The sequence below is a fragment of the Polaromonas sp. AER18D-145 genome, assembly GCF_002379095.1.
Lineage (GTDB): Bacteria > Pseudomonadota > Gammaproteobacteria > Burkholderiales > Burkholderiaceae_C > Polaromonas.
Window position 1 is genome coordinate 1 of the sequence record NZ_NBZV01000079.1, and the last position, 9,547, is coordinate 9,547.

General features: G+C 62.1%; 8 protein-coding genes. 7 read left to right on the forward strand and 1 reads right to left on the reverse strand.

Going from position 1 to position 9,547, the window contains the following annotated elements:
* The first annotated feature begins 315 nt into the window (after positions 1 to 315).
* The 7 genes from B7G52_RS22440 to B7G52_RS22470 all read left to right on the forward strand — a co-directional run bounded on the left by B7G52_RS22440 (position 316) and on the right by B7G52_RS22470 (position 6,748).
* Complete coding sequence (locus tag B7G52_RS22440; RefSeq protein ID WP_096699883.1) at positions 316 to 732, forward strand: hypothetical protein; 417 nt, start codon at positions 316 to 318, stop codon at positions 730 to 732.
* On the forward strand, positions 732 to 1,043 hold the full coding sequence (locus tag B7G52_RS22445; RefSeq protein WP_170954854.1) for a CcdB family protein: 312 nt from the start codon (positions 732 to 734) through the stop codon (positions 1,041 to 1,043). The genes B7G52_RS22440 and B7G52_RS22445 overlap by 1 nt, the downstream gene beginning before the upstream one ends.
* A 6-nt stretch (positions 1,044 to 1,049) precedes the next feature.
* Positions 1,050 to 4,163, forward strand: a complete 3,114-nt coding sequence (locus B7G52_RS24255) for a DNA methyltransferase (RefSeq protein ID WP_096699885.1) — start codon at positions 1,050 to 1,052, stop codon at positions 4,161 to 4,163.
* 50 nt (positions 4,164 to 4,213) lie between these two features.
* Complete coding sequence (locus B7G52_RS22455; RefSeq protein ID WP_096699886.1) at positions 4,214 to 4,510, forward strand: type II toxin-antitoxin system RelE/ParE family toxin; 297 nt, start codon at positions 4,214 to 4,216, stop codon at positions 4,508 to 4,510.
* 3 nt (positions 4,511 to 4,513) lie between these two features.
* Positions 4,514 to 4,825 carry an addiction module antidote protein gene (locus tag B7G52_RS22460; RefSeq protein WP_096699887.1) on the forward strand — a complete coding sequence of 104 codons (312 nt, stop codon included), beginning with the start codon at positions 4,514 to 4,516 and terminating at the stop codon, positions 4,823 to 4,825.
* A gap of 409 nt (positions 4,826 to 5,234) precedes the next feature.
* Positions 5,235 to 6,419, forward strand: coding sequence for an ATP/GTP-binding protein (locus B7G52_RS22465; RefSeq protein WP_096699888.1), 1,185 nt, complete (start codon positions 5,235 to 5,237; stop codon positions 6,417 to 6,419).
* Positions 6,416 to 6,748 (forward strand): hypothetical protein, encoded by a 333-nt coding sequence (locus B7G52_RS22470; protein ID WP_141397532.1) that lies wholly within the window; start codon positions 6,416 to 6,418, stop codon positions 6,746 to 6,748. Before B7G52_RS22465 ends, B7G52_RS22470 begins: the two co-directional genes overlap by 4 nt.
* Positions 6,749 to 7,071: 323 nt before the next feature.
* On the opposite strand, the gene B7G52_RS22475 is transcribed toward B7G52_RS22470, so the two are convergent.
* Positions 7,072 to 9,547 (reverse strand): bifunctional diguanylate cyclase/phosphodiesterase (locus B7G52_RS22475; protein ID WP_141397533.1); only part of this gene is annotated, 2,476 nt, incomplete at its 5' end.

Below are 9,547 nucleotides of genomic sequence, written 5' to 3' on the forward strand. Positions count from 1 at the left end.
AGCGAAGAACTTGGATGCATTCATGATGAAATTTCCTTGGAAGAGTGAATAAACATGTCCGGGCATGGCGGGCTCATTGATCCCGTCTGTCCAGCCTCGGTGAGTCGTTTATTGGTTGCGGCTCATCGATGTATGAACTTTACTGTTGCTGATAACAAAGAAAAATAGCATTTAATACAATTTAATATTGCTACATACGAAACAATAAGGACTTGAATTTGTCTTCGTCACGTTCAAGGGACCTTACGGCTGGACGTGATTTGACGCCCTTGATTTCATGCGGCATGATGGCATGAACGTTTGAAAGGGCGCGCCATGCTCAAGGAAGTCGGCGCCAGCGGCCAGATCTCGCTGGGCAAAAAATACGCGGGCCAGTTGTTTGATGTGGTCTTCTACCCCGACGGCCGGGTGGAACTGGTGCCCATGAAGGCCGTGCCTGCCGTGCAGGACACCACGGCCGCCTCTGCGCCTGCCCGTGTGCAGGAAGAGCCCGGCGCCTACCGCGTCGGCGACGGTTGGCTCACGCCCGAGCGGCTGGCGGCGCGCAAGGCGGCGCAGGAGCGCAGCGCTGAGGAAATCGAGCGATTGGCCGTGCAGTGGGAGGCCGAAAACAAGGACACGATTGACGCCTACAACCGTCGCATCGAGCGTGAAGGCAGCATGGGCTGGCGCATTTACGAATGGCGCAGGAAACAGGCGGCCCTCAAAGCCCCGGGCGCGGAGCCCGGCTGATGGCGCAATTCGACGTTTATCCCCATCCCGTGGAAGAGTGGCGAGATCAGTCTCCTTATGTGGTCGACATTCAAAGCGATTTCGTTCGCGGCGTACGCAACCGCCTGACCATTCCCCTGACGCACGTTTGGGTGGAGTCACCCACCGAACGCCTGGCCCCTGTGGTCCAGGTCGAAGGCGAGGCGCTGTTTCTGGACACCTTGGGTTTGCTCGCTTTTCCATCCGCTGATCTGCGGGGTGCGGTCACCAGCTTGCGCAGCGAAGCGCCGCGCATCTGGTCGGCCCTTGACTACGCCCTGCACGGCTACTGAAAAACCATGACCCCCCAAACTTTCATCACCAAATGGGGCCCCGGCGGCCCGGCCTTTCAGCTCAACGAAGAGCAGGGCGCGCAAAGCCACTTCATTGATTTGTGCGAACTCCTGGCCGTGCCCAAGCCCGGCAGCGAGGCTGGTTATTTGTTTGAAGAGAAAAACGCCGTCATCGGCGGGCGCACCGGTTATGCCGATGTCTTCAAGCGCGGCGCGTTTGCGTGGGAGAACAAGGCGCCCGGCAAAAACCTGGACGCCGCGCTCAAGCAGCTGCTGACCTACAGCCTGGCGCTGAGCAACCCGCCGATTCTGGTGGTGTGCGACCGCTTGACCATCCGCATCCACACCCAGTTCACCGGCCACCCGACCGAAACTTTCAATGTGGCGCTGGCCGAGCTGGACCAGCCCGACAAACTGGCCCTGCTGCGCCGCATCTGGACCGACCCCGAAAGCTTCAGGCCCAAGAAAACCAGCCGCGACATCACCGAGGCGGCTGCCAAGAGCTTTGCCACGCTGGCGGGTCAGCTCAGGAAAGCCGGGCACGAGCCGCAGAAAGTCTCTCACTTCTTGACGCAATGCCTGTTCTGCTTTTTTGCGGAAGATGTGGGCCTGCTACCCAACGAGTTGTTCAAGAAGATGATCAACGCAAAGTTCGATCTGCCTACGCGGCACGGCATGCTGCCGAGCGAAAAACTCACCGGTGGACTCGCGACCCTGTTCACGTCCATGCGCACCGGCGACCTGTTTGGCGTGCATGACATTGCACGGTTCAATGGCGGCCTGTTCAAAATCATTGACGTGCCGAAACTCGACATCATGAATGTCACTGAACTGCGCAACGCGGCGGACCAGAACTGGAGCGCGATCGACGTGTCCATCTTCGGCACCCTGTTTGAACGCGGGCTGGACCCGAGCAAACGCAGCCAGCTCGGCGCCCACTACACCGACCCAGCCACGATTCAAAGAATCGTCGAGCCCGTGCTCCAGCGTCCTCTGCTACAAATATGGGAGCAGACCGCGCAGGAAATACGGGCGCTCATGGCCAAAAACACCCGCAAAGGCGACAAACACTACAAGGCGGCCAAGGCCAGGTTCATCGGCTGGCTGGACCAGCTCAGCAGCTACCGCGTGCTCGACCCGGCTTGCGGCAGCGGCAACTTTTTGTTCCTGGGCCTGAAGACGCTGAAAGACATCGAGCACCAGAGCCACATTGACGCCGCCATGCTGGGCCTGGACCGCGAGGCTGATCTGGTGACCGGCCCGCACAACATGCTGGGCATTGAACTCAACGAATACGCCGCCGAACTCGCGCGCGTGACGGTGTGGATAGGCGAGCTGCAGTGGCGCCTGCAACACGGCTACGAGTTCAAGACGAACCCGGTGCTGGAGCCGCTGGACCACATCGAGTGCCGCGATGCACTCTTGTCTTTTCTCCCTCTCCCGCCGGAAGAGGGCTCTCAAAAATCCCCTCTCCCCGTGGGAGAGGGCCGGGGTGAGGGCTCCCCGCGCGCCGTCGAAGCCATGTGGCCCAAGGCCAGTGTGGTGATTGGGAATCCACCGTTTCTGGGCGTAAGCCGCAAGCGCCGCGAACTGGGCGAAGCCTACACCCGGGCACTCGATGAAATTTACGCACCCGGCGTGCCGGGCGGCGCGGATCTGGTGTGCTACTGGTTCGCCAAGGCGCTCAAGGCCATCGAAACCAATGGTTTGGGCGCAGCGGGGCTGGTCGCAACCAACTCCATCCGCGGCGGCGCCAACAGAAAAGTGCTGCAAGCGATCACCGAACGCAGCAACATCTACGCGGCCTGGAGTGACGAGCCCTGGGTGAATGAAGGCGCAGCCGTCCGCGTATCGCTTATTTCTTTTGGCCACGACAAGAGCGCACAACTCAATGGCGTGACCGTGCCGCAAATCTACGCTGACCTTACCGCGCCAACGATGGCCGGTGATTTGCTGGACGTTAGCAAAGCGCACACGCTGGCCGAGAACCTCGGGGCCAGCTTTCAGGGGGCATCGAAGAAAGCCAAGTTCGAGATCGACGCCAAACTGGCGCGCGACTGGCTGCGCCTGCCCAACCCGCACGGACGGCCCAACAGCGACGTGCTCAAACCCTGGGCGAATGGCTTTGAACTGAGCCGCGGGCCGCAGCACCAATGGATCATCGATTTTGGGAACGACCTTGCCGAGGCCGAAGCTGCACTATACGAAAAGCCGTTTGGCTACGTTGTCGCGCGCATCAAGCCAGAGCGAGTCAAAAAATCAGAACCAGCTTTACGCGATTGCTGGTGGCGCTTTGGCAGGCCTCGGGTCGAAATGCGTATTGCGTTCAAACCGCTCACTCGCTTCATCGCCACGGTTGCGCATTCCAAGCACAGGTCTTTTGTGTGGCTGCCCGTGACTACATCGCCAGACCAGGCGCTCATCACGGTGGCGCGTGCCGACGACACGACGCTTGGCCTGCTGCACAGCCGCTTCCACGAACTCTGGTCGCTGCGCGTGGGCACCTCGATCGGCGTTGGCAACGATCCGCGCTACACCCCCACCACCTGTTTCGAAACCTTCCCCTTCCCTGAAGGCTTGAGCCCCGCCGACACGGCGAACCAGGCCACTGAAGCCATCGATGGTGGCGCGCTGATTCCCGCCGGGCTTTCCTCTGGCTCCGTTCGGGCTGAGCTGCCTGTCCTGAGCACCGTCGAAGGGGTCGAAGCCTTGCCAAATGCGAAGAACCCTTCGACAGGCTCAGGGCGAACGGGTAGTGATGTGCGGGGCGTTGCAGAAGCCATCGCCCGCGCCGCCAAACGCCTGAACGACCTGCGCGAAGCCTGGCTGAATCCGCCCGAGTGGACGCAGCGGGTGCCCGAGGTGGTGCCGCTGGGCATGACGGTCAGCCCCTACCCCGACCGCATCCTGCCCAAAGACGGTTTTGAAAAAGAGCTGGCCGAACGCACGCTGACCAAGCTCTACAACCAACGCCCGGCCTGGCTGGACGCGGCGCACAAAGAGCTCGACGCTGCCGTGGCAGCGGCCTACGGCTGGGTCGACTATCGCGCAGACATGCCAGACGAGGAAATCCTCAAGCGGCTGCTGGCGCTGAATCTGGAACGGTCTGGCGCCGCTTGACCTGAGTTGCGGACTGGCTGATTTGTTGTAAACCATGGATTACAATAGCCATGTTTGAAATCATCAAAACCGAAGTCTTCGAGCGCTGGCTGCTGGGCCTGAAAGACCGGTCGGCGCGGATTCGGGTGTTGGTGCGGATCGACCGGCTGGCTGACGGAAACCCGGGGGATTCCAAGTCTGTGCGCGACGGCATTTCAGAGCTGCGCATTGACCATGGCCCCGGTTACAGGGTTTATTTCACGCGGCGCGGCCCGGTGGTCATCGTGCTGCTGGTCGGCGGTGACAAACGCTCACAGGACGCCGACATTGAACGCGCCATTGCGATGGCTAAAGACTGGAAGGATTGAGGCATGGCTGAAAAAATTCTCCCCGAAAAGTTCTCCCCTTGGGACAGCGCCGATTACCTCAAGACGGAAGAGGACATTGCGCTTTATTTTGAACTTTGCCTTCAGGAAGACCCGGGTGACGGCAGCCTGATTCGCAGGGCGCTGGGCTCCATCGCCCGCGCGCGCGGCATGAGCCAGCTGGCGCGCGACACGGGCCTGGCGCGTGAGGGGCTGTACAAGGCCTTGTCGCCCGAAGGCAACCCGGAGTTCGCGACGGTGATGAAAGTCATCAAGGCGCTGGGGCTCAAGTTGGGGGTGTCGTCGGCGCAGGTGTGAGTTGGACGCCGCCGAAGCGGCGCACGCCCGTCAGCTCCGGTTGCATGCATGCGCACGGTCCGGGCGGGTGGGGATGGATCCCGGATCAAGGTCCGGGATGACAACCGGGGCCTGGGATGACAAATCGGGATCGCGAACCCGCCTTTCCTGTCGCGCCGAAACAGGCCTTCATTCATTTCTTCAAGCCAAAAGTGGCTCCAGTCCAGGTGGGTACTGCGCGGGCAGCTACTGATTTAATAGCAATCTGACAGCCAGAGGCGGCTCTCAGCAGCCCGGCGCGTCCGCCGGCGGCCTCGCGTGCCACCCTGCCGGTCTCCCTGGGTGCGCTGCCGTTAGCTAAAACCGTTGAATTTTCAGAGACTATTCAACTTTCATACAAAAAAATGTCTGAAAGTGATTTAATTAGACCATGTTGCACCGCTACGCGTTTTCAAACTTCCAATCTTTCCGTGAGCGAACAGAGGTTTCCTGGTTGCTGGACGGCCGGGTGCCTGTTGCCGTCTGGTCAGGTCAGGCGACCACAGCGGCGCGGGTCAGCACGGTGATGGCTGTTATTGGCCCGAATGCCAGCGGTAAAACGGCTTTGCTCAAACCCATCCTGTTTTTAGACTGGTTCATGCGCCATTCGTTTGGCACCGACCCCAGCGCCCCGCTGCCATTGCGGCCGCATGCTGCGGCGCAAAGTGAGCCAACCGAGTTCGAGGTGGAGGCGGATTTCGACGGTCGCCTTTGGCGCTACACGCTGCGCTGCACGCCGCAGCGCGTATTGCACGAAGCCTTGTATGTGAAGCACGAGCGCATGCGCTATGTGTTTGTGCGCGAGTGGAATGAAAGCTCGCAGAGCTACGATGTGAAGCAGCAGGATTTCGGCTTGGCGCCGGCCGAGGCGCGCAAGGTGCGGCCCAATGCCTCGTTGATTGCGACCGCAGCGCAGTACGGCGTGCCCTTGGCCCAGCGCCTGGTCAACAGCCACATATCGACCAACATCCACCAGTTTGGCCGGTTGGTGAATGACACAGACCAGTTGGTTCGGGCAGCAACGCACTTTGCCACCGAGGAGTCGCAGCGTCAGCAACTGGTGCGCTTGCTGGCTGCCTGGGATCTCGGCCTGAGCGACCTGCAGGTGCGCGAGATGGAGGCCGTACTTCCCGATGGCAAGACGGAGAAGTTCTGGCTGCCTTTCGGCATTCACCGCGCGGCTGACGGCGTGTCGTTTGAGCTGCCGTTCGCGCTGGAATCCAGCGGCACGCAAGGCGCCTTTGTGTTGCTGGGCCGGCTGCTGCCGGTGCTGGCTGCAGGCGGTCTGGCGGTGATCGACGAGTTCGAGAACGACTTGCATCCGCACATGCTGGAGCCAATTCTGGACCTGTTCGCCAACCCGGCCACCAACCCGCATCGCGCGCAACTGCTGTTCACCTGCCATGCGATGGAGGTGCTGAACATTCTGCACAAGTCGCAAGTCATGCTGGTGGAAAAGGACGAAAACAATGAGAGCAGCGCCTGGCGGCTCGACAGTGTGGATGGCATTCGAAGTGACGACAATTTTTACGCCAAGTACATGGCGGGTGCTTTTGGTGCCGTGCCTCAGCTATGAAGGGCGGTGCAAAGCGGCGCCATGTGGCGCGCACCGTGCTGCTGGTGGGAGAAGGAGATTTCGAGGTCGTATTGCTGCGGCATTTGAAGGCCCTGTACGTCCAGCGCGGTTCTGGTGTGGCGGTGACCATCAAGAACGCTCGCGGCAAAGGAGCAGCGCATGTGGTGGACGTGGCGGTGCGCCAGTCGCTTAACGCGGCATTTGACCTGAAAGTAGCGCTACTGGACACCGATACGGACTGGAACGACAAGACCCGGGCGATTGCGCGCAAAGCAAAGCAAAGGTACAGGTTGTTGCGGCTGACCCCTGCCTTGAGGCGCTGCTGCTGACCGCCCATGGATATCCGGTACAGGGCAAAACCACGGCCAGGCTGAAGCAGGAATTTTCAGATCGCTTCGGTGGCGCGGCCTTCGAGTCCAAGGTCTATGAAAAGTATTTTTCAAAGGAATTCATGGAGAAGGCGCGGATAAGCTCGTTGGCACTGGACCAGCTTCTGAATGTGCTTGTGAAGTGAAAAATGAGCGCGCCATTGCGATGGCGCCGGAACGAACTCCCATTCATTTCTTCAGGTGAAAAGTGCCTCCAGCCCAGGTGGTTATTGCGCAAGCAGCTATAAATTCAGTAGCATTTTGATGGCGGTACGCAGCGTGGCTCAGCAGCCGGATGCACCCTCCGGCGGCTTGGCCATACCCTGCATGAACACCTCGAGTTCGTCGATCGGCAGTGGCTTGCAGAACAGATAGCCCTGGAAGCAGTGGCAGCCGTGGCGGGCCAGGAAGTCGCGCTGGGCTTCGGTCTCCACACCCTCGGCCATCACGTCCAGCCCCAGGCTTTGCGCCAGGCCGATGATGGTGCGGGCAATCGCCGCGTCGTTGGGGTCGGTCAGCACGTCCTTGACGAAGGCGCGGTCGATCTTGAGCTGGTCCAGCGGCAGGTGTTTCAGGTAGGACAGTGCCGAGTAGCCGATGCCGAAGTCGTCGATGGACAGCGTCACGCCGGCGTTTTGAAGGATGCCCATCTTGGCAATCGTCACGTCCATGTCGTTGGCCAGCAGGCTTTCGGTCAGCTCCAGCTTGAGCCGGTGCGCGCTGATGCCGGCGTTGGCGATGGCCGCCATGACCTGCTCGACAAACTCAGGGTGGCGAAACTGGCGCACGCTGACGTTGACCGCGATGCTGAACTTTTCGGTGAGCGGACAGGCGGCCCAGCGCGCCAGCTGGGCGCAGGCGGTTTCCAGCACCCACTTGCCCAGCGGCAGGATCAGCCCGCTCTCCTCGGCCTGGGGGATGAAGCTGTCGGGAAACACCAGGCCGCGTTGCGGATGCTGCCAGCGCACCAGGGCTTCGACGCCGACCATGAAGCCCTTGGGGCCCACCTGCGGCTGGTAGTGCAGCACGAACTCCTGGTTGCGCAGGCCCTGGCGCAGCTCGTAGGTCAGTGCCGCGTTGGCCGTTGCCACCGCCTGCATGCCAGGGTCAAAAAAGCAGACGGTGTTGCGCCCCGCGGCCTTGGCCTGGTACATCGCCAGGTCGGCCTGTTTGAGCAGGTCGCCCACGCTTTTTTCGTGCTGGGTGATCAGCGTGATGCCGATGCTGCAGGTGCCGTCATAGTCCAGGCCCGACAGGTCGCAAGGCTCGCTGAGGGTGGCCAGAATTTTCTGTGCCACGACTTCGGCCTTCCTGCGGGCCAGCAGCGGGTCGTCGCCCAGGTCTTCGAGCAGGACCACGAATTCATCGCCGCCCAGGCGGCCCACGGTGTCGCGCAGCCGCACGCAGCTGTTCAGGCGCGCCGCCACCTTTTGCAGCAGCAGGTCGCCGGTGGCGTGGCCGCGCGTGTCGTTGAGCAACTTGAAGTTGTCGAGGTCGATGAACATCAGCGCCCCGGTTTTGTCGGGGTTGCCTCTGTGGGACAGCGCCGTGCGCAGGCTGTTCATCAGCAGCTGGCGGTTCGGCAGCTGGGTCAGCGTGTCGTAAAACGCCAGGTGCTCAATCTCTTCCTCGGCGGCCTTGCGCTCGGTGATGTCGCGCGCCACGGCCACCCAGTGCGTCAGGCCGCGGCTGAAATAGTCCACCGGCACGATGTCGAGCTCCAGCCAGAACTGCTCGCCGTTTTTTTTGTAATTGATGAGTTCCGCGCGCACCGGCTGCGCCTGCTCCAGCGCCTGCCGGATGCGGTCCAACTCGGCGCGCTGCGTGCGCCGCCCCTGCAGCATGCGCGGTGTCTGGCCCAGCACTTCGGCCGGGCTGTAGCCGGTTTGCCGCTCGAAGGCATCGTTCACAAACACAATGCGCGGGCCGGGCGCGTCCACCGGACCGGCCTCGGTGATCAGCACGATGTCGTTCAGGCGCGAGATGCTGGTTTGCAGCAGCAGCAACTGCTCCTGCGACTGGCGCCTGTCGCTGACATCGCGAAGGTACACGGCCACCCCCTCTTCAAAAGGATAGGCGCGCAGCTCCAGCCACCCGTCGGGAATGGCACAGAAGACCTCGAACTCGCGGCTGGCGTCGCTGCCGAGAATGTCCAGGATTTTCTGGCGCACCCGGCTGGTGCTGTTGCCGTCCAGCGCGTCCCAGAGCGTCTGGCCCAACAGCGCCGTGCCGGGGGCGCGCAGCAGGCGTTCGCTCTCGCGGTTGACGTAGGTCAACCGGCCTTCGCGGTCCAGCGTGGCAAAAGCGTCGGTGATGCTCGCCAGCGTGGTTGCCAGCCGCATGGTCAGGCTCTGGCTTTCCTGCTCGGCGCGTTTTCGGGCCGTGAGGTCCTGCAGAACCCCGGACAGCTGCACGACGGCGCCCGAGGCATCGCGCCAGGCCTCGCCCAGCGAGCGCACCCACAGGCGCTGGCCGCGCCCGGTGATGACCTGCACCTCTTCGTCAAACGCCGTGCCGTCGGCCAGGCAGCGTTCCAGGGCCGCGGCCATGCAGGCGCGCGATTCGGGCGCATAAACATCGAGTGCGTTGGCCCATGACGGCGCCTGCTCCGGCGTCATCTCCAGCAGGGCGGACAGTTGCGCCGTCCATGTCAGATGGTGCGACGGCAGCGCCAGCATCCACGCGCCCGCACCGGTGGCCCGCTCCAGCAGCGCAAGCGGGCCGGGCGGCGATGGGGCAGGGTCCGGCGTGGGGCCGGGG